The sequence below is a fragment of the Hallella absiana genome, assembly GCF_025457485.1.
In the GTDB taxonomy this organism is placed as follows: Bacteria; Bacteroidota; Bacteroidia; order Bacteroidales; family Bacteroidaceae; genus Prevotella; species Prevotella absiana.
In genome coordinates this window covers 56,803-75,931 of sequence record NZ_JAMXSP010000009.1, presented here as the reverse complement: position 1 = coordinate 75,931, position 19,129 = coordinate 56,803, and the positions used below count along the sequence as shown (strand labels likewise).

Sequence of the window (19,129 nt, the reverse complement as noted above, 5' to 3'; positions counted from 1 at the left end):
GAATAAAACTATAATTGTTTGCGCACACAGAGAAAAACGCCTACCTTTGCAAGCGTAAAACAGAGACCCATAGAGGTCATAAGGATAACAAAGTCCACAAGAAGATCTCCACAACACGAGACCACGGACAAAGGATAACAAAAGTAGAATTAAAAGTAAAGAAAGGTAAAAAGATTATGAGTATGATGACATTTATCACATTGGTAGCTGTTGCTTTCGTAGGTGCTTCTGCACTGGCTCTGACAATGGACCATATGGTCGAGGGCAAGTAAACAGCCTTATAAATTTGAAATAAAATAGAGAGAATACATAGAAGACCGGGAATGGAGCAATCTGTTTCCGGTCTTTTTTGTGCGTTGACGGCAATTCTTTGTCCCGTTTCTTGTCTATCCCCAATGTTTTTCGTACATTTGTAACCAAAGAAAAATACATATCTGCAACATGAAACAAGTAAAGCCAAAGAAAAACCTCGGTCAGCACTTTCTCACCGACCTTGGCGTGGCACGACGCATCGCTGACACAGTAGACGCCTGCCCGGCTCTGCCCATTCTGGAGATCGGACCGGGCATGGGAGTCCTCACACAGTACTTGGTGAAGAAAAACCGGGAGGTGAAAGCTGTGGAAATCGACTCCGAAAGCGTGGCTTACCTCAACGAACGCTATCCCGAGCTGCGCGACCAGATCATCGGGGAAGACTTCCTGCGCATGGATTTGAACAAGATCTTCGGCGGCAAACAGTTTGTGCTTACCGGCAACTATCCCTACGACATCTCTTCCCAAATCTTCTTCAAGATGCTCGACTATAAAGATCTCATTCCCTGCTGCACGGGGATGATTCAGCGCGAAGTGGCTCAGCGTATCGCCTCTGCACCGGGCAACAAGGCTTACGGCATCCTCAGCGTGATGATACAAGCGTGGTACGACGTGGAGTATCTCTTCACCGTCGACGAGGGCGTCTTCAACCCGCCACCAAAGGTCAAGAGTGCCGTGATACGCATGACGCGCAACAACGTAAATGATCTCGGTTGCGACGAAGTGCTCTTCAAACGTGTGGTGAAGACGGTTTTCGGCCAACGCCGCAAGATGCTGCGCGTCTCGTTGCGCCAGCTCTTCACACCTCAGACCATGCCCACGCCTGACTTTTTCGCTCAGGACATCATGACCAAGCGGCCCGAACAGCTCTCCGTCCAGCAGTTCGTAGAGCTCACCTCCATGGTTGCAGACAAAGTAAACAGCAGCACGGTATAAAAGACAGAGTATATAAAGACACAATAACTATAATAACTTTAGACATAGTAACAGATAGAACATAAAATAGCATAATCTGTTTAATGTGTTACTATGTCTAAAAAACTATCTGTTTAATATGTTACTATGTCTATTCATCCATCTGTTTAATATGTTACTATGTCTAAAAAACTATCTGTTTAATATGTTACTATGTCTATTCATCCATCTGTTTAATATGTTACTATGTCTTTATTCCTCTGTTATTATGTCGCGAAAGAAAAAAGTTGGAGAAATAGTTGCATCGTCCAGAAAATCTTTTTAAATTTGTGACTTAGAAAACTAAGCACTAAAAATATGTTAGACGTAAAGCAAACCCTCAATGGCGCCGAGGAAAAAATGAAGAAGGCGTCGAAGTATCTTCAAGAGGAGCTCGCACGCATCCGTGCCGGCCGTGCCAACGCTGCCATTCTCGATGGCGTGCGCGTAAGTTCCTATGGTCAGATGATGCCCCTCAACCAGGTAGCCTCTATCATTATTCCTGACGCTCGCACCATCACCATCCGTCCCTGGGACCGCAAGGCCATCAAGGACATCGAAAAAGGTATCATGGACAGCGATGTCGGCATCACACCGGAAAACAATGGCGAGATGGTCATCCTGCGCATTCCACAGCCCACTGAGGACCGCCGCAAGGAACTCGTCAAACAGTGCAACAAGATTGGCGAGAGCGTGAAAGTGCAGGTGCGTACCGCACGCGCTGAGGTCAAGGAGAAGTTGAAGAAGGCTATCAAGGACGGACTCTCTGAGGATCAGGAAAAGGACGCTGAAGCCGACTTGCAGAAGATGCACGACAAATATATCAAGGAGATCGACGCCACCCTGGCTGCCAAGCAGAAAGAGGTGATGACCGTTTAATCCATGGCGCATGAGAGGACTTGTCGTAAGAAACACCGGATTTTGGTACACCGTCAAGACCGATGACGGCCAGCTCGTTGACAGCAAGGTCAAAGGTAACTTTCGGCTGAAGGGTATCAGAAGCACCAACCCCGTTGCCGTCGGCGACTGGGTGCATATAGACATCAACCGGGAGGGTACTGCTTTTATCACAGAGATCGAAGACCGAAAGAACTATATCATCCGTAAGTCACAAAACCTGTCGAAGCAAAGCCATATCATCGCGGCTAACCTCGACCAGGCAATGCTCGTCATCACCGTGGCGCACCCACAGACTTCTACGACATTCATCGACCGCTTTCTGGCTTCTGCCGAGGCATACAGCGTGCCGGTGGTACTGGTGTTCAACAAGACCGATCTGCTCACCGACGAAGAGCGTCACTATCAGGACATGATGGTGACGCTCTACGACAACATCGGCTATCCCTGTCACCAGGTGTCGGCACTCACCGGCAATGGCATCGACGGACTGCGCACACTGCTCAGCGGCAAGGTGACACTGCTCAGTGGCAACTCAGGTGTCGGTAAGTCCACACTCCTCAACTTGCTGATTCCCGGCACTGAAGCCCGTGTAGCCGACATCAGTGAAGCCCACGACACAGGCATGCACACCACTACGTTCTCCGAGATGGTGCCATTACCCGACAACAACGGCTATGTTGTCGACACACCGGGCATCAAAGGCTTCGGTACGTTCAACATGGAACCGGAAGAGATCACCAGTTATTTTCCCGAAATCTTCAAGTTTTCACAAGACTGCCGCTTTGCCAACTGCACCCACACCCATGAGCCGGGCTGCGCCGTGATTGAGGCGGTTCGCAACCACTACATCGCCGAGTCGCGCTACGAAAGCTATCTCGGCATGCTCAAGGATAAGGACGAGAGCAAATATCGCGAGGCCTATTAGCCGTATGTCACTGCAACGTCGGTGGAACCTACTATCTATAGTGCCTCCCCGAAAGAAATTCCAATGATCGCTGTCGTTCATTGTAAGAGTTGGTTTTGCTTACCGCTTTTCATGAAAAACTGCCGAAAGCCTAACTTTACCCCCTCATCGCTTTGTAGATAAAAGGAAAAACACTAACTTTGCTTTGATAAAAGTAAAGGATCGTTTTCATGCAAATCACTATCTCATGGCTACGCGCCAACTTTCAGACGTTCAACCGTCGATACTTCGACGGCGGGCTGCCCGAGCCACGCTACCACATCGGACGGTCGCGTACGCGACTGGGCTCTCTCTCCTTCAAGCGAAAGCGCACGTGGCGAAAGGTCGTCAACTACGACTACACACTGGGCATGAGCAACTACTACGACCAAAACGAGCACCAGTTCCAAAGCGTGTTGCTCCATGAGATGATCCACTACTCCATCGCATACACGGGTATCCGCGACTCCTCGCCCCACGGCATTGTCTTCCGGGGCATCATGGACCGCCTTAACCGCGACGGCTGGGACATACACGTGACGACCTCTACACGCGACCTCGGTAAAGCTGCGACAGCCAATACTTCATCCACCGCACGCAACAGGAAACAACATCTGGTGCTCGCCATCGAGATGCATGACGGTCACCATTTCCTCTCCGCTGTGAACCCACGCTTCGCCCGAGAGCTCAACAACCGGTTGCGTTCTATCAACGAGGTTAGCCACTTCTGTTGGTTCGTCACCGAAGACCCATGGTTCGATAACATGCCGCGCGTACGCAGTCTGCGGGGACGGCGCGTCGACACGGTCACTTATCAAGAGAAAACACACGCCATGACACCTTTCTCCATTTAATCACCACCTTATTTATATAGCTACCTATGTCCACTCCACAGCAAGCACCCACGACCAACAATATCACTGCCACTGCCAACATCCATCCAGTGGCAGGGACAGAGCCGGAGTTTATCCTCTATGACGACTTCACCGATACCTCGCACCAAGTCGACTTCTTCATCCCCAATAGGTTCATCGTGGCCTATTGCCGCCAAGGATCTTTGTCCATCACTGTCAACCATAAGCAGAAGACGACCATGACCAGTGGCGACCTGCTCATAGCTTTTCCCCGCACCACACTGGAGGACTTCTCTTTCTCCAACGACCTGCAGCTGATGGTGCTCAGTCTTTCGCCCACGGTCATCAACGACAGTCTTCTGGGCGACAAGGATCTGTGGCCTAACATAGAATTTGTAAGTACTCACCCCAAAATCCATCTCACAGAGGAAGAGGTTGAGGTAGGCAGACAATATCATCATCTCTACAAGATCTACTCCAAACGCAAACCTACCAAATTTCGAAGCAATATCTTGTACACCCTGCACAGAAGTATGATCTATGAGCTCGCTGACATGGTGAACAACCGCACGGGATCAGTACCTCAAGACGCCCAATACAGTCAGACCGACAATACCTTTAAGCGCTTTCTGCAACTGCTGGCTCAAAGTGAAGGTAAAATCCGAAACGTCAGCTATTTCGCCCGCGAGCTGTGTATCACCACAAAGTATCTTTCCCATATCGTCAAAGAGAAGACCGAACACTCAGCCAAGCAGCTCATCGACGAGACGGTGGCCAACGAGATCCGTCGACAGCTCTGCTACACATCAAAGACTGTCAAAGAAATCGCCAACGACATGGGATTCCCAAGTCTGAGCTTCTTCGGTACCTACACACGCAAGCACCTCAACGCCTCGCCTGCCAATATACGCAAGAAATACAGAGCCGGGAAATAAGTTCCCCGAAGAATCCGGTACCACACAGAAAAGGCAGATATGTTGGACAAACTGACATCTTGTTTTCATGTCCTTCAGACCTGTTTTTCCATTGTTTTCCTTTAGCCACTTTTCCGGAACCGTCGTCCGCGAAGAGAGCCTTTTGTAAAGGTTCTTGGCCAGACATCCCTTTTCACCCATTCTTCCAATTGACCAAATAGAGTTTCTCTGTAGCACGTGTAAAGGCCGTATAGAGCCAATGGTAATAGTCAGCGTTGACCATGTCGTCGGTCATATAACCCTGGTCAACATAGACGTGACTCCACTGTCCGCCCTGAGCCTTATGGCAGGTGACGGCATAAGCAAACTTCACTTGTAGGGCGTTGAAATAGGCATCGTTCTTCACAGCCCGTAGCCGCTCTGTTTTAGTCTTTAGATCAGCATAGTCCTCCATCACTTGATTGAAGAGCTGTTCACTTTGCTCACGTGTCAGCGCGGGAGCCTCGGTGAGCAGCGAATCCATGTTCACCGTCACCTGCATCTCATAGTCGTCGTAGTCGGGAAAACGCAACCACACGTCGGCAAAGCGGAAGCCATAGAGCTCGCGGATGTTGCGCACACGCTCCACCACCGCCCTGTCGCCGTTGGCCAGAAAACTCACGGGCAACGGCTGCCCTGGCTCGCCTTTGCTCACACTCTCGCGGATGGCAACCTGCTCTCGCTCGGTCCAGTAGTAGTTGTTGCGTACGATCATCAGCAGATCGCCCGAACAGAGCTCGTCCTCGCGGTCGAGGATGGTGTTGCGGATGCCTTGGTTGTAAATGCCGGCCCGTTTGTTCGACCGTGTCACGACGATGGTGTCGTCCATACCTACCTGGCTGTAGCTTGAGGCTATCGTCTCAACAAGCTCGTCGCCTCTGAGGTTGACTATGTCGGCAAAGCCCTCGAAGGTCACCGGCGGCAACTGGGCGGTCTCGTCACGTACGATCATATCGCGCAGCCGCGTGGCATTGAAGAGAATGCCCGACCGCTGTCCCTGACGAAGCACCTCGTCGAGGTCGCACTCATAAACAACGAGTCCGTATCCCCGAAGCACGTCGGTCGAGAGTGCCGGAGCCTCTTCCTCACCCACCGGTGGCAACTGGGCTTTATCACCTATAAGCAGCAGACGACAGTTGTCACCACTGTAGACATACTTAATCAAGTCGTCGAGCAGCGAGCCGGAACCGAAGGTGTCCTCACCCTGCGCGCCGGAGCCGATCATCGACGCCTCGTCGACAACGAAGAGCATACGATGGTTGCGGTTGTCATTGAGATTGAACTGCCCGTCGAGTCCTTGGTAGGCACGTTCACGATAGATACGCCGGTGGATGGTATAGGCCGGCAGACCGCTGCCACGCGAGAACACCTTGGCAGCACGACCGGTCGGTGCCATGAGTGTGAGCTTCTGCCCAAGACGATGCAGCGTGCCCACCATAGCAGCGGCCAAAGAAGTCTTGCCCGTACCCGCCGAACCACGCAGGATCATCACCGACTCTGGCCTGCGGTCAGCCAAAAACTGTCCAAAGGTCTGCAACGCCGCTTGCTGGCAGGCAGTAGGCTGAAAGCCAAACTGCCCGACGATCATATCTATAAATTGCGCTATCTTCACTTTTCTCTTTGATGAAACAATAATTCTTCGTATCTTTGCAACTACGAAACCCTTGTAGGGCAAAGGTAGTAATAATTATCGAGAAAGATGAACATTCAACATAAAAACACTTACGGGCTCCTTGCCTGCGCCATCGCCCTGGCTGTGCTCTGCGTGCTGAGCGTCAGCTCGCCCATGCGCTTTGAGCATCAACAGCAGCAGCGCGAAAATGCCGTCAAGGAACGATTATTAAAGATCCGCACCGCCGAGGAGAAATATCGCTTACGCCACGGAGTCTACACGGCCGACTTCAGCACACTCATCAAGAGCGGACTGCTCGCCGACTCCTTGCAGTATATCCCCTACTCCGACGGCAAACGATTCACCGTTGATGCCACCACGACCATCGCCAAGAGCGGTCGCCAGATACCACTCATGGAGTGCAGTGCTGCTTACGACGACTATCTCAAGGGGCTCGACAAGAACAGCATCGACAATCTCACACAGGCCGCCAACGAGTCCGGACGTTTTCCCGGACTGAAATTTGGCGATACCACACAACCCAACGACAACGCAGGTAACTGGGAATAAACTATGCAAGACAACAACAATACCACACGACAGGGGCTCTCGCCCCGCATGACCATACGCGTGAGCAAGGGATCGCTCATCTTTGCCATCGCTGACACTGACCATCCCAACAACATCGTCTACGAGCCTTATACGGCAAAAAGCGGTGTGTCGATGGCCGCCAACCTGCGCGAAGCGTTCAAGACCGCCGACATCCTGCAGCGGCCTACCCATCGGGCTCAGGTGCTCGTGGACACGCCCGTGGTGCTTGTGCCCATCGAGGAATACGACGAGACCAAGAACGAGATCCTCTATCACCAGGCCATCACAGGCTACGAAGGCTATGCCGTGGAGAGCAACATCCTCCCGGATCTCAATGCAGTGGCGCTCTTCGCTCTGAACAAGGACCTGCGACTCGTCGTCGAGGATCACTACAGCGATGCTCGCTTCATCGCGCTCATGCGCCCCGTGTGGATGTATCTCCACCGCCGCAGCTTTGTCTCCAACCGCCGCAAGCTCTATGCCCACTTCCATGACGGCAAGATGGAGGCGTTCAGCTTTGAGCGCAACCGCTTCGTCTTCTCCAACCAATATCCCATCAAGGAGTGGCAAGACGCTGTCTTCTTCCTTCTCTTCATCTGGAAACAGCTCGCCATGGACCAGCGATCCGACGAGCTCTACCTCTCCGGCAACATTCGCGAAAAGGAAGAACTCACCGCCATGCTGCAAAAATATCTGAGCAAAGTCACCTTCATCAACCCTAAAGCCGACTTCAACCGAGCCGCCATCACCGACATCAAGGGCATACCTCTCGACATGGTCACGCTCTATCTCGGATAAGCTCCCGGACATGGTCACTTTCTAACTCGGATAGACCTTTGGCATAGTAACGCTCAAATTAGGCAAAACTTCCAACTCAACTAAAGAGCGTCTTAGGCCACTCACACAACATTCAACTTGTTCAAAAAGAAAATAATGAGAATCATCACTGGCATCTATAAAGGCCGTCACTTCGACGTGCCACGTACCTTTAAGGCAAGACCTACCACAGACTTTGCCAAGGAAAACATCTTCAACGTGCTCAGCGGCTACCTCGACTTCGACGGCATCACCGCCCTCGACCTCTTTGCCGGCACCGGCAGCATCTCGCTGGAGATGCTCTCCCGGGGATGCGCACAGGTCATCAGCGTGGAGGCAGACCGTGACCACGCCCGCTTCATCGCTCAGTGCATGAAGAAGATTGGTGCTGACAACGACCTGCTCATCCGTGGCGACGCCTTCCGCTTCCTCAAGTCCTGCCACCAGCAGTTCTCTCTTATCTTTGCCGATCCTCCCTATGCGCTTGAGCAGCTCCCCACCCTGCCCGATCTTGTCTTCGAGCACGACTTGCTTGCTCCCGACGGCATCTTCGTCCTGGAGCATGGCAAGGACCACTCCTTCGAGTCGCATCCTCATTTCGTTGACCACCGCCACTACGGCAGCGTCAACTTCAGTCTGTTTCGGTAATACGAGGGGGGGGAAGTTCTGTTCGTCACGATATATCGTGACGCTCCCTTCTCTTATCCTCCTCTCCTTGTCAGGCACAAACAAAAAAAATCGCTGAACAGCTAAGCTATTCAGCGACCTCTTGTTGGGATACCCGGACTCGAACCAGGAAAAACAGGACCAGAATCTGTTGTGTTACCATTACACCATATCCCAATTTTCAATTGCTTTGGAAGCAACACCCTTGCTTCTGTATTGCGAGTGCAAAGGTACGGACTTTTTTTGAAACGCCAAAACTTTTGGAGACTTTTTTTATAAAAAACGCATTTTTCTCTCTTTTACTACCTCTTTCCACCCCTCTCAGACTCTCCATACCTCTCTCGTCTTCCTAAAAAATATCAAATAAACATCGAAAGACTACTCTCTTTCGATAATATACCGTATCTTTGCAATTCAAATCATTACATATATATATTAATAAGGTATACCAAGTTTAAACAGATACATGACAGAAGCAACAAATCTCGTAAAGTCCATCACCAAGGGCATACAAGAGAAGAAGGGACAGCACATCGTCATTGCTGACCTCCGCCACATCGACGGCGCCATCGCCAACTACTTTGTCATCTGCCAGGGCAACTCACCCACGCAGGTGGAGGCTATCGCCGAAAGCGTAGGCGACATCTGCCGAAAGGAAGCGGGCGAAAAACCCGTAAATGTCAACGGACTGGGCAACAACCAATGGGTGGCTATCGACTATGTCGACGTGCTCGTGCATATCTTCATGCCGGAGACACGAGAGTTCTACGACCTGGAGAACCTCTGGGAGGACGCCAAGCTCACCGAACTGCCCGACGTGGACTAAACGACAGACAAGACAATTCTAACATACATAACAATTCTACTCCTCAGAAATGGACAGAAACAGCAATCAATTTCCAAGGCATAACAATCAGCCGAAGATGCCACGGTTCAACATGAACTGGATCTACATCATCGTGCTCATTGGCCTTGCCGTGCTCTTCTTCACCGGTGGAGGCGACTCCCTGGCGCAGGCCGCAGGCACAAGCAAGGATGCCAAATACAGTGATTTCAAGACTTACGTGGAGAAAGGCTATGCCCAGCGCATCGTCGTCAACAAGAACGACAACACGCTGAAGATGTACGTCAAGCCTAAGTATATCCAAAACGTATTCCAACAGACTGCGCAGCAGACAGGCAACGACCCCTATGTCAACGTAGAGTTCGGCTCCGTCGATGAGCTCGACAAGTACTTAGCTGCCGAGCAGGCCAAAGGCAAGTTTGCCAGCTACAGCTACGACAACGCCAAGACCAGCGACATCATGTCGCTGATCATCAACCTCTCCCCGCTGATCATCTTCTTCGTGCTGATGTGGTTCATCGGCCGACGCATGGGTGGCGGCACAGGCGGTGCCGGTGGCGTGTTCAGCGTAGGCAAGAGCAAAGCCAAGCTCTACGAGAAAGCCGGCGAGCTCGGCATCACCTTCAAGGACGTTGCCGGACAGGAAGGTGCCAAGCAGGAAGTGCAGGAGATCGTGGAGTTTCTCAAGAACCCGAAGAAATATACCGACCTGGGTGGAAAGATTCCTAAGGGAGCCCTGCTCATCGGACCTCCGGGAACAGGTAAGACTCTGCTTGCCAAGGCTGTGGCCGGAGAGGCCGGCGTGCCTTTCTTCTCGATGTCGGGTTCCGATTTCGTGGAAATGTTCGTCGGTGTCGGTGCCAGTCGCGTGCGCGACGTCTTTGCCCAAGCCAAGCAAAAAGCACCGTGCATCATCTTCATCGATGAGATCGATGCTGTGGGACGTGCACGTTCAAAGAACCCCGCCATGGGTGGCAACGATGAGCGCGAGAACACGCTCAACGCCCTGCTCACCGAGATGGATGGCTTTGGCACCAACTCGGGTGTCATCGTTCTGGCAGCCACCAACCGCGTCGACATGCTTGACAAGGCATTGCTGCGTGCCGGACGTTTCGACCGTCAGATCCACGTCGACCTGCCCGACATGGCAGAGCGCAAGGCTATCTTCCAAGTACATTTGAAGCCGCTGAAGACCGACGACAGCCTCGACATCGACTTCCTGGCGCGTCAGACTCCGGGATTCTCCGGCGCTGACATTGCCAACGTCTGCAACGAGGCCGCCCTGATCGCCGCCCGCCACGACAAGAAAACCGTCACCAAGCAGGACTTCCTCGACGCTGTGGACCGCATCATCGGCGGTCTGGAGAAGAAGACCAAGGTGATGACCACCGAGGAGAAGCGCTCCATCGCCATCCATGAGGCCGGTCACGCCACCATCAGCTGGTTCTGCGAGCACGCCAATCCGTTGGTCAAGGTGACCATCGTACCGCGTGGTCAGGCGCTTGGCGCTGCCTGGTATCTGCCTGAGGAGCGCGTCATCACCACCAAAGAGGAGATGCTCGACGAGATGTGTGCACTGCTCGGCGGACGTGCTGCCGAAGATCTCTTCACCGGACATATCTCTACCGGAGCCATGAACGACCTGGAGCGCGCCACCAAGAGCGCCTACGGCATGGTAGCCTATGCGGGTATGAGCGACAAGCTCCCCAACATCTGCTACTACAACAATCAGGAGTATCAGTTCCAGCGCCCCTACAGCGAGACCACCGCAAAGATCATGGACGACGAGGTGCTGAAGATGATCAACGAGCAATATGTGCGCGCCAAGAACATCCTCACGCAGCACAAGGAAGGTCACAAACAGCTGGCCGACCTGCTCTTCTCCAAGGAGGTCATCTATGCCGAGGACGTGGAGAAGATCTTTGGCAAGCGTCCATGGGTGAGCCGCTCACAGGAACTCATGGAAGAGAACGACAAGCTTGAGGCTGAAAAGGCCAAGGCTGCTGAGCCAAAACTCGAGGACATGCCCGACGAGGTGAAAAAGGCACAGGCCGAGCACGAAGCTGCCGAGAAGCAGAAGCAAGCTGAAGAGGCTGACGCTCACGCCAACACTGAAAAGAAAGGCGACGCTGAGCAAGCTGACTAATACATATATATAAAAGGTATGGGCGCGCCTCCACGGGTGCGCCCATACGCTATTACACAACTTAAACGACAATACGATGAACGACAAAAAACTCAATCTGATCATCCGCACCATCACAGGCGTGCTCTTTGTCATCGTCATGGTGGCTGGTTTCCTCACTCCCACAACCATGGTGGCGCTCTTCGCCCTCATAACAGCTCTCGCCCTTTGGGAGTACACCGGACTGGTAAACAACTTCGTGGCCGACGTGCAGGTCAACCGTCTCATCTCCACGGTGGCCGGTGTCTACTTCTTCCTTGCCGTGGCCGGATGGCGCACGGGAATGGTCAACAACTTCGTGGTGATGGTGCCCTACATCCTCAGCATCGTCTATCTGCTCATCAGCGAGCTGTACACTGGCAACAAAAACGCGGTAGCCGATATGGCTTATACCATGCTGGGACAGATGTACATCGCCATGCCGCTGTCGCTGATCAATATCCTCGCCTTTGAGGTCAACGCCGACGCAACGGGCGTGCACTACGACATGCTCCTGCCGCTGTGCGTCTTCATCTTCCTTTGGCTCAACGATTCCGGCGCCTACTGCACCGGTTCCCTGCTGGGCAAGCACAAGCTCTTCCCACGCATCTCTCCGGGTAAGACCTGGGAAGGAAGCATCGGAGGCGGTGTCATCGTGATCATCGCTGCCTTCGTCATTGGACTCTACGCCAACAACGGACAGGCTCATCAGCTCAACGAGTGGCAATGGGCCGGACTGGGTCTCGTCATCGTGGTCTTTGGCACTTGGGGCGATCTCGTGGAGAGTCTCTTCAAGCGCACCTTGGGCATCAAGGACAGCGGCAAGATCCTGCCGGGACACGGCGGCATGCTCGACCGCTTCGACTCCAGCCTGATGGCGATCCCCGCCGCCGTGATGTATCTCTATACACTCGTCTCTTTCTAACGCAGAACCATGATTGACCGTCAGACAGTAGAGAGAATCAAAGAGGCCGCCAACATCGTGGACGTGGTCTCGGAGTTTGTCACACTCAAGCGCTCGGGCGCCAACTACAAAGGCCTCTGCCCGTTCCACAACGAGAAGACACCGTCGTTCTATGTATCTCCCGCCCGTGGCACCTGCCACTGCTTCGGCTGTGGCAAGGGTGGCAACGCCGTGTCGTTTATCATGGAGCACGAGCAGATGACCTATCCCGAGGCTCTGCGCTGGCTGGCCAACAAATACCACATCGAAATCCACGAGCGCGAGCTCTCCAGCAAGGAAAAGGAGGAGCAGAGCCAGCGTGAGTCGATGTTCATCGTCAACGAATGGGCTTCAAAGTATTTCGAGGACTTGCTCCACAACCATGCCGACGGTGTGGCTATCGGCATGCAGTATTTCCGCAGCCGGGGCTTCCGCGACGACATCATCCGGAAGTTCCAATTGGGCTTCGACATCTCTGACCGACGTGCCCTGGCCCGTGTCGCTCTGCAGAAAGGCTATAAAGAAGAGTATCTGCTCAAAACGGGCATCTGCTACCGCACCGACCGTGGTGAGCTGATCGACCGTTATGCCGGACGCGTAGTCTTCCCATGGATTGGCGTGAGCGGAAAGGTGGTGGGCTTCACGGCCCGCGTGCTCGACAGCCGTACAAAAGGCGTCAATCAGAAATATGTCAACTCGCCCGACAGCGACATCTTTCATAAGGATCACGAGCTCTACGGCATCTGGCAGGCCAAGCGCGCCATTGCCAAGGAGGATCGCGTGTTCATGGTTGAAGGGCAGGCCGACGTCATCGCCATGCACCAGTGCGGCATCGAGAACGTAGTGGCTAACTCAGGTACGGCACTCAGCCTGCACCAAATCCACACACTCCACCGCTTCACGTCGAACATCACGCTCATCTACGACGGCGACGCCGCCGGCATACACGCCGCTCTCCGAGGCACCGACATGCTGCTCTCCGAGGGCATGAACCTCAAGGTGCTGTTGTTGCCCGACGGCCAGGACCCCGACGAGTTCTCACGCTCCCACTCCGCCGCCGACTTTCGGAAATACATCGAGGAGCACTCAGCCGACTTCATCCAGTTCAAGACCGACTTGATGCTGCGTGGAGAAACCGACCCGAAGAAACGCGCCGATGCCATCAGCTCCATCGTACAGTCCGTGTCGATGGTGCCCAACCAGATTCTCCGCGATACCTACATCCATGACTGCTCACAGCGCATCGGCATCGGTGAGGCTACCCTTATCAATCAGATGAACAACTTCATCCGTAGCCGTAAGAGTGGTGCTCCGGGCTCGGCTGTCCCCGGCGACATTTCTGCTCCCGCACAAGCGCCCGTGTCACAGCCGTCGATGCCGGTCACGCCACAGGTGCAGGCTACTCAGGTGGAGAGCATGATCATTCAGCTCATCATCAAACATGGCGAGCATATCATCCTCAACAACGTCGAGGATGACGAGGGACAGCTCCACTCGCTCACCGTGGCACAATATATCCACTACAGCCTCACCACCGACAGTCTCTCGTTCCAAAGCGAGGTCTACAACCGCATTCTGCAAGAGGCTGCACAGAAAAGCACCGAACCGGGATTCAAGGCGGAGCCTTACTTCCTCCACCACGACAACATCGCCATCGCACAACTTGCCGCCGACATGACAGCCGACAAGTACCATCTCATTGAGAAGGAGGAAGCACCGAAAAACAAAGAAGAACTGGAGCAACGCATGGAGAACGAAACCGACGACCTGCGCAACCAGGCCATGCACCTGATGCTTGACTTCCGCAAGGACTATGTCGAGGCACAACTGAAACAGGTGCAGGCCGAGATCGCGCAAAGCACCAAGGACATCGGCAAGCTCAAAGAGCTGATGGCCCGCTACCAGGAACTGCAGACCATGCGCAACGCCCTTGCCAAACAGCTCGGCAGCAACATCATCCTTTAACCAATAGCTTCCATTGTCTTTCTTTGGCAATGAGAGAAACGAAGTATGCCTTTGAGTGGTCAGGAACGCTTCTGGGACATATCAAACGGATAAACACCAAATGACAAAACAAATACAACAGAGGCGGAAAAGCATAATATTTGGCTTTTTCGCCTCTTGCTTTTAGAAAAATGATTATCTTTGCACTTGGTTAACTATATTACAGAGAAAGCATAAAAACGTAACGCTTATGTCAACATTAACTATCGCTATTGTCGTCGTGTTCTGCGTGGGCTATCTGTTCATAGCCTTAGAGAGCGTGACGAAAGTCAACAAAGCTGCCGTAGCCCTGCTGATGTTTGTGGTCTGCTGGACGTTGTTCATGATCGACCCGGGAAGCTATCTGCCGGGATTCAGCGGTCAGGAACTCATCAACAAGGCAGGCACGGCCATCACTGAGCACTTGGGCGACACCTCCACGACGCTGTTCTTCCTCATGGGCGCCATGACCATCGTGGAGATCGTGGACCAGAACGGCGGGTTTAACTGGGTGCGTGGCGTGATGAAGAGCAAAGGCAAACGCACACTGCTGTGGCGCATCGCCTTCCTGACGTTCTTCCTCTCTGCTATCCTCGACAACCTCACCACGAGCATCGTAATGATCATGATCCTGCGTAAACTGGTGAAAGAGCACAAGGACCGCATCATCTACGCCTCACTCGTCATCATCGCCGCCAACTCCGGTGGCGCGTTCTCGCCCATCGGCGACGTGACAACGATCATGCTGTGGAACAAGGGTGTCATCACTGCCTTAGGCGTACTCTCCGAGATCACGATTCCCTCTATTGTGTCGATGGTCATCCCGGCATTCATCCTGCAATATTCTCTCCACGGCGACTTGGAGGACATTGACAGCCCCGACGCTCCTGTGGAGACCGAAGAGCAGGAGCTGGGTCATCGCCAGCGTGCCGCCGTGTTCTGCATCGGTGTGGGCGGTCTGATGTTCGTACCAGTCTTCAAGGGCATCACCGGTCTGCCTCCCTTCGTGGGCATCATGCTCGTGCTGAGTGTACTGTGGATTGCCACCGAGTTGTTCTACCGCAATCTCTCCACTTCCTACGAGACTCACGGAACCAAGAAGCGGGTGGTCAATCTACTCCATCGCATCGACATGTCCACGATTCTTTTCTTCCTTGGCATCCTCATGGCAGTGGCCAGCCTGGAGCAGACCGGTGTGCTGACCTCCATCGGCAAAGGCCTCAACGTTGCCTTTGACGGCAACCACTATGCCGTGACGGGTATCATCGGTGTGTTGTCGAGTATTGTCGACAACGTGCCCTTGGTGGCAGGCTGCATGGGCATGTATCCTGTGGCTCCGACAGGCGACATGGCTGTCGACGGCATCTTCTGGCAGTTGCTCGCCTACTGTGCCGGTGTGGGTGGTTCCATGCTCATCATTGGGTCCGCTGCCGGCGTTGTGGTTATGGGACTGGAGAAGATCACCTTTGGCTGGTATATGAAGCATGTGAGCTGGATTGCAGCGCTGGGCTACCTTGGCGGTATCTTCTGCTACTGGATCATCCGCACATTCATCATGGTCACTCCTGCATAAACAAAGCTTTAAGCGATCATCATCAAAAGGCACTGACAGCGTTCCTGTCAGTGCCTTTTGGCTTCTATACGCGCGATTTTTCGTCCTTGCATGGACTTAGAATCGTCTTTAGACACATTGACTTGCACGACCAGACATGCAAAGAAGCGTTATCTGATGATGGTCAAACGTTCGTTTGACGTAGGTCGAACGAACGTTGTACTAAAGTCAAACGAACGTTTGACTATCGTCGAACGAACGTTGTACTAAAGTCAAACGAACGTTTTACTATCGTCCAACGAACGTTTGACCATTTACTAACAACTAATTTTTCAAAAAGAACACGCTGACTTGACTGTCTCCATTCGTATTGTTTCTACCTTTTGGGGTATTCTATTCAACACTTCCGGCCGCTCCCATTCATCACTCACCATTCACCATTCAACATTGAAAAAGGCCCACCGCCTTGTCCCCTGGAAGTGGGACATCAGGCAGCGGGCCTAAAATGTATGCAATGATGCAAACGAGAAAACGTTGTTGTTAAAGTGGATACTCCTCGAAGGCGTAGAGCACTGTCGAGAGATAGCGCTCGCCCGTATCGGGCAGCAGAGCCACGATTGTCTTACCTTTGTTCTCCGGGCGCTTGGCAATCTCAGTGGCTGCGTATGCGGCTGCACCGGAAGAGATACCCACGAGCAGTCCCTCTTGCTGAGCCAGCTGGCGGCCGGCGAGGATAGCAGCGTCGTTGTCCACGTCAAACACCTCGTCGATGACCTTCGGATCGTAGGTCTTTGGCACGAAGCCAGCGCCGATACCCTGAATCTTATGCGGTCCGGGCTTGCCGCCATTGAGCACCGGTGATGTAGTGGGCTCCACAGCGATAACCTTCACGTTGGGGTTCTTCTCCTTCAGTCTGCGACCGATACCGGAGATCGTTCCGCCAGTGCCCACACCAGCCACGAAGATGTCAACCTTGCCGTCGGTGTCGTCCCAGATCTCCACACCTGTCGTCTCATAGTGCTTCTGCGGGTTGGCGGGATTCTCAAACTGCTCAAGGATGACCGAACCGGGGATGGAGTCACGCAGTTCCTCAGCAGCCTTGATGGCACCCGGCATGCCGTCCTTGCCACTGGTGAGCTTCACCTGTGCGCCATAAGCCTTCACCAGGTTGCGGCGCTCGATGCTCATCGTCTCGGGCATGGTAAGGATGAGCTTATAGCCCTTCACGGCTGACACCAAGGCCAAGCCTACACCCGTGTTGCCACTGGTCGGCTCGATGATCGTTGCTCCTGGCTTGAGTTTACCGTCGCGCTCAGCGGCCTCGATCATTGCCAGGGCGATGCGGTCCTTCACGCTGCCGCCGGGGTTAAAGAACTCTACCTTGGCCAGCACCGGAGTCTCCAGGCCACGCTGAGCCGAGTACTTGTTGAGCTCTACTAAAGGTGTATGACCAATCAGGTCTGTGATCTGCTTATATATTCTTGCCATAATGTGTTTCTTTTTAATGATTACTAATTCTTCAATTCTCTAAATTCTTGATAAACGACGATCGCTCCTTGACCTTATTTCTCGTTCTTCACGGCCTCAAAAGCCTGATCGAGGTCAGCGATGAGATCCTCATAGTGCTCAGTGCCGATGCTCAGACGGATTGTTCCGTCGAAGATACCCTGCTCGGAAGCCTCCTCCTCGCTCAACTCAGAGTGTGTGGTACTCTTTGGATGCACGACGAGCGACTTCACGTCAGCCACGTTGGCCAGGTCAGAGAAGATCTTGAGATGGTCGATGAAGTCCCAAGCCTTCTGCTGGCTGCCATCGATCTCAAAGGTGAAGATACTGCCGGCGCCGTTGGGGAAGTAGCGCTCGTAGAGGTCGTGGTTGGGGTGATCGGGCAGTGACGGGTGGTTGATCTTCTTCACCTGCGGCTGGGTCTTGAGATAGTCGATGACTTTCAATGTGTTGAATACGTGGCGCTCCACACGCAGTGACAGCGTCTCCAGACCTTGCAGCAGCACCCAAGCGTTGAACGGAGAGATGCAGGCACCCTCGTCACGGAGCAACAGGGCACGCACGCGGGTCACGAAAGGAGCGGGCAGCTTGCCGAAGACAAGACCATGATAGGAGGCGTCGGGCTTGGTGAAGCCGGGGAACTTGTCGTTCTGAAAATAGTCGAACTTACCACCGTCGACGATGACACCGCCTAAGGATGATCCGTGCCCACCGATGAACTTAGTGGCAGAGTGCACCACGATGTCGGCTCCGTGCTCGATAGGACGAATCAGGTAAGGAGTGCCGAAGGTGTTGTCGATCACCAAGGGGATGCCATGCTTGTGGGCGATGGCGGCAGAGCGCTCGATGTCGCTGATGTTGGAGTTCGGGTTACCAAGGGTCTCTATATATACGAGTTTGGTGTTGGGCTTAATGGCAGCCTCCAAAGCGTCGTAGTCGTCGGGATTGACAAAAGTTGTGTCGATGCCATACTTGCTCAGCGTGTGCTTCAGCAGGTTATAGGTACCGCCGTAGATGGTATCGGTAGCCACCACATGATCACCGGCGTATGCCAGGTTGGTGATAGCGTAAGTCACAGCAGCAGCGCCTGAGGCAACAGCCAGTCCGCCTACGCCGCCTTCCAGTGCGGCCACGCGGTCCTCAAACACGCCCTGTGTGGTGTTGGTCAGACGACCGTAGATGTTTCCGGCATCTTTCAGGTGGAAACGGTCACTGGCGTGCTGTGCATTGTGGAACACATAAGAGGTGGTCTGGTAGATAGGCACGGCACGCGCATCTGTTGCGGGGTCGGCCTGCTCTTGGCCTACGTGAAGTTGCAGTGTCTCGAAATGAAGCTTTTTCTCGTTGCTCATAGTCATTTACTTTTTATGCTTCCCTCAACTCTTATATAAGATGTTGCGTTCAGCGGTTCTACATCTATTGTTTTTTTCACGATGCAAAGTTACGACGATTTTCCCATCATAGAAATCGCATAATCACGTCATATTGCATACCACAAACGTGGTACAACCCCTTTTTCGCACCATAACCACAGCT

At 53.2% G+C, this 19,129-nt stretch carries 16 protein-coding genes and 1 tRNA gene; 13 read left to right on the top strand and 4 right to left on the bottom strand.

What is annotated here, in order from left to right; genetic code table 11:
* Positions 1 to 441 precede the first annotated feature (441 nt).
* The 5 genes from rsmA to NG346_RS06365 all read left to right on the top strand — a co-directional run bounded on the left by rsmA (position 442) and on the right by NG346_RS06365 (position 4,898).
* Positions 442 to 1,248, top strand: coding sequence for a 16S rRNA (adenine(1518)-N(6)/adenine(1519)-N(6))-dimethyltransferase RsmA (gene rsmA, locus NG346_RS06385; protein WP_262280162.1), 807 nt, complete (start codon positions 442 to 444; stop codon positions 1,246 to 1,248).
* A gap of 336 nt (positions 1,249 to 1,584) precedes the next feature.
* Complete coding sequence (frr, locus tag NG346_RS06380; protein WP_262280163.1) at positions 1,585 to 2,145, top strand: ribosome recycling factor; 561 nt, start codon at positions 1,585 to 1,587, stop codon at positions 2,143 to 2,145.
* A 10-nt stretch (positions 2,146 to 2,155) separates the two neighbouring features.
* Positions 2,156 to 3,091, top strand: coding sequence for a ribosome small subunit-dependent GTPase A (gene rsgA, locus NG346_RS06375; protein WP_262280164.1), 936 nt, complete (start codon positions 2,156 to 2,158; stop codon positions 3,089 to 3,091).
* 209 nt (positions 3,092 to 3,300) lie between these two features.
* Complete coding sequence (locus tag NG346_RS06370; RefSeq protein ID WP_262280165.1) at positions 3,301 to 3,963, top strand: SprT-like domain-containing protein; 663 nt, start codon at positions 3,301 to 3,303, stop codon at positions 3,961 to 3,963.
* A gap of 26 nt (positions 3,964 to 3,989) precedes the next feature.
* Positions 3,990 to 4,898: a helix-turn-helix domain-containing protein gene (locus NG346_RS06365; protein WP_262280166.1), complete on the top strand. Its 909-nt coding sequence runs from the start codon at positions 3,990 to 3,992 to the stop codon at positions 4,896 to 4,898.
* 172 nt (positions 4,899 to 5,070) lie between these two features.
* Here NG346_RS06365 and NG346_RS06360 read toward each other — a convergent pair whose 3' ends face one another.
* Positions 5,071 to 6,504, bottom strand: a complete 1,434-nt coding sequence (locus tag NG346_RS06360) for an ATP-dependent DNA helicase (RefSeq protein ID WP_262288451.1) — start codon at positions 6,502 to 6,504, stop codon at positions 5,071 to 5,073.
* Between the two features lie 111 nt (positions 6,505 to 6,615).
* Here NG346_RS06360 and NG346_RS06355 point away from each other — a divergent pair, with 111 nt between their 5' ends.
* The 3 genes from NG346_RS06355 to NG346_RS06345 all read left to right on the top strand — a co-directional run bounded on the left by NG346_RS06355 (position 6,616) and on the right by NG346_RS06345 (position 8,583).
* Positions 6,616 to 7,098, top strand: coding sequence for a hypothetical protein (locus NG346_RS06355; protein WP_262280168.1), 483 nt, complete (start codon positions 6,616 to 6,618; stop codon positions 7,096 to 7,098).
* 3 nt (positions 7,099 to 7,101) lie between these two features.
* Positions 7,102 to 7,917, top strand: a complete 816-nt coding sequence (locus tag NG346_RS06350; protein ID WP_262280169.1) for a DUF3822 family protein — start codon at positions 7,102 to 7,104, stop codon at positions 7,915 to 7,917.
* A gap of 135 nt (positions 7,918 to 8,052) precedes the next feature.
* Positions 8,053 to 8,583 carry an RsmD family RNA methyltransferase gene (locus tag NG346_RS06345; protein ID WP_262280170.1) on the top strand — a complete coding sequence of 177 codons (531 nt, stop codon included), beginning with the start codon at positions 8,053 to 8,055 and terminating at the stop codon, positions 8,581 to 8,583.
* 124 nt (positions 8,584 to 8,707) lie between these two features.
* Here NG346_RS06345 and NG346_RS06340 read toward each other — a convergent pair.
* Positions 8,708 to 8,778: transfer RNA gene (locus NG346_RS06340), tRNA-Gln, on the bottom strand.
* A 289-nt stretch (positions 8,779 to 9,067) separates the two neighbouring features.
* On the opposite strand from NG346_RS06340, the gene rsfS reads away from it, so the two are divergent.
* The 5 genes from rsfS to nhaD all read left to right on the top strand — a co-directional run bounded on the left by rsfS (position 9,068) and on the right by nhaD (position 16,108).
* Positions 9,068 to 9,427, top strand: a complete 360-nt coding sequence (rsfS, locus tag NG346_RS06335) for a ribosome silencing factor (RefSeq protein WP_262280171.1) — start codon at positions 9,068 to 9,070, stop codon at positions 9,425 to 9,427.
* A gap of 49 nt (positions 9,428 to 9,476) precedes the next feature.
* Positions 9,477 to 11,591 (top strand): ATP-dependent zinc metalloprotease FtsH, encoded by a 2,115-nt coding sequence (ftsH, locus tag NG346_RS06330; protein WP_262280172.1) that lies wholly within the window; start codon positions 9,477 to 9,479, stop codon positions 11,589 to 11,591.
* Positions 11,592 to 11,667: 76 nt separating this feature from the next.
* Entirely contained in the window at positions 11,668 to 12,534 is an 867-nt protein-coding gene (locus tag NG346_RS06325) for a phosphatidate cytidylyltransferase (protein ID WP_262280173.1), read from the top strand.
* A gap of 9 nt (positions 12,535 to 12,543) precedes the next feature.
* Positions 12,544 to 14,517, top strand: coding sequence for a DNA primase (dnaG, locus tag NG346_RS06320; RefSeq protein ID WP_262280174.1), 1,974 nt, complete (start codon positions 12,544 to 12,546; stop codon positions 14,515 to 14,517).
* 229 nt (positions 14,518 to 14,746) lie between these two features.
* A complete protein-coding gene (gene nhaD / locus NG346_RS06315; RefSeq protein WP_262280175.1) occupies positions 14,747 to 16,108 on the top strand; it encodes a sodium:proton antiporter NhaD in 1,362 nt (453 codons plus the stop codon).
* Between the two features lie 519 nt (positions 16,109 to 16,627).
* Here the strand turns inward: nhaD and cysK are convergent.
* Both cysK and NG346_RS06305 read right to left on the bottom strand, forming a co-directional pair.
* Positions 16,628 to 17,575, bottom strand: a complete 948-nt coding sequence (gene cysK / locus NG346_RS06310; protein WP_154534510.1) for a cysteine synthase A — start codon at positions 17,573 to 17,575, stop codon at positions 16,628 to 16,630.
* 74 nt (positions 17,576 to 17,649) lie between these two features.
* The gene (locus NG346_RS06305; RefSeq protein WP_262280176.1) at positions 17,650 to 18,945 is read right to left on the bottom strand and encodes an O-acetylhomoserine aminocarboxypropyltransferase/cysteine synthase family protein; all 1,296 of its coding nucleotides are present in this window, start codon (positions 18,943 to 18,945) and stop codon (positions 17,650 to 17,652) included.
* Positions 18,946 to 19,129 lie beyond the last annotated feature (184 nt).

What these genes read in the sequence shown, in the direction of transcription:
- rsmA (WP_262280162.1), top strand. Translation starts at nt 442, where the DNA reads ATGAAACAAGTAAAGCCAAAGAAAAACCTCGGTCAGCACTTTCTCACC.
- frr (WP_262280163.1), top strand. Translation starts at nt 1,585, where the DNA reads ATGTTAGACGTAAAGCAAACCCTCAATGGCGCCGAGGAAAAAATGAAG.
- rsgA (WP_262280164.1), top strand. Translation starts at nt 2,156, where the DNA reads ATGAGAGGACTTGTCGTAAGAAACACCGGATTTTGGTACACCGTCAAG.
- NG346_RS06370 (WP_262280165.1), top strand. Translation starts at nt 3,301, where the DNA reads ATGCAAATCACTATCTCATGGCTACGCGCCAACTTTCAGACGTTCAAC.
- NG346_RS06365 (WP_262280166.1), top strand. Translation starts at nt 3,990, where the DNA reads ATGTCCACTCCACAGCAAGCACCCACGACCAACAATATCACTGCCACT.
- NG346_RS06360 (WP_262288451.1), bottom strand. Translation starts at nt 6,504, where the DNA reads ATGATCGTCGGGCAGTTTGGCTTTCAGCCTACTGCCTGCCAGCAAGCG.
- NG346_RS06355 (WP_262280168.1), top strand. Translation starts at nt 6,616, where the DNA reads ATGAACATTCAACATAAAAACACTTACGGGCTCCTTGCCTGCGCCATC.
- NG346_RS06350 (WP_262280169.1), top strand. Translation starts at nt 7,102, where the DNA reads ATGCAAGACAACAACAATACCACACGACAGGGGCTCTCGCCCCGCATG.
- NG346_RS06345 (WP_262280170.1), top strand. Translation starts at nt 8,053, where the DNA reads ATGAGAATCATCACTGGCATCTATAAAGGCCGTCACTTCGACGTGCCA.
- rsfS (WP_262280171.1), top strand. Translation starts at nt 9,068, where the DNA reads ATGACAGAAGCAACAAATCTCGTAAAGTCCATCACCAAGGGCATACAA.
- ftsH (WP_262280172.1), top strand. Translation starts at nt 9,477, where the DNA reads ATGGACAGAAACAGCAATCAATTTCCAAGGCATAACAATCAGCCGAAG.
- NG346_RS06325 (WP_262280173.1), top strand. Translation starts at nt 11,668, where the DNA reads ATGAACGACAAAAAACTCAATCTGATCATCCGCACCATCACAGGCGTG.
- dnaG (WP_262280174.1), top strand. Translation starts at nt 12,544, where the DNA reads ATGATTGACCGTCAGACAGTAGAGAGAATCAAAGAGGCCGCCAACATC.
- nhaD (WP_262280175.1), top strand. Translation starts at nt 14,747, where the DNA reads ATGTCAACATTAACTATCGCTATTGTCGTCGTGTTCTGCGTGGGCTAT.
- cysK (WP_154534510.1), bottom strand. Translation starts at nt 17,575, where the DNA reads ATGGCAAGAATATATAAGCAGATCACAGACCTGATTGGTCATACACCT.
- NG346_RS06305 (WP_262280176.1), bottom strand. Translation starts at nt 18,945, where the DNA reads ATGAGCAACGAGAAAAAGCTTCATTTCGAGACACTGCAACTTCACGTA.